At 43.3% G+C, this 473-nt stretch carries 1 protein-coding gene; it reads left to right on the top strand.

Annotated elements, in window-relative coordinates; genetic code table 11:
• Positions 1–473, top strand: a 473-nt coding sequence (locus AACR11_RS13805; RefSeq protein ID WP_189338772.1) for a transposase, incomplete at both ends; no start/stop codon positions are given.

Genomic DNA, 473 nt, shown 5'->3' with positions numbered 1-473 from the left:
TTTTGGAAAGAAGACAGACCAACAGCATAAAACAATCAATTATTTAGGCCGCTACTTGAAGCGTCCACCAATCTCAGGCTCTCGCTTGCATCACTACAGTAAAGGAGGACAACTGACGTTCGAATACCTCAATCATCGGAGTGGAGAAAAAGAGAGGCTGACTTTAACAGCTGAGGAGTTGATTTGTCGGCTCATAGAACATATCCCGGATAAACATTTCAAGATGATCCGCTACTTCGGTTTTCTATCAAATCGTCGCAGAGGGGAAATGCTGCCGAAAGTGTATGATGCGTTAGAGATGGAAGGCAAGGAAGCGCCAGTACTCCCTTGTTATGCCAGCATGTTGAAGAAATACGCTAACGTCGATCCATACGAATGTCTGATCTGTAAAGATGGCTTAGAGTTCGTCAGTTTTAGAGCAGGTAAAAACCTTGAAGAATTGATAAGACAGACGGTATTGGAAGGTCAATTGA

This window comes from Vibrio sp. L85, assembly GCF_963871815.1.
Taxonomy (GTDB): Bacteria; Pseudomonadota; Gammaproteobacteria; order Enterobacterales; family Vibrionaceae; genus Vibrio; species Vibrio harveyi.
Note: the sequence above shows the minus strand (reverse complement) of the source record. Positions and strands in the feature narration are given on the sequence as shown.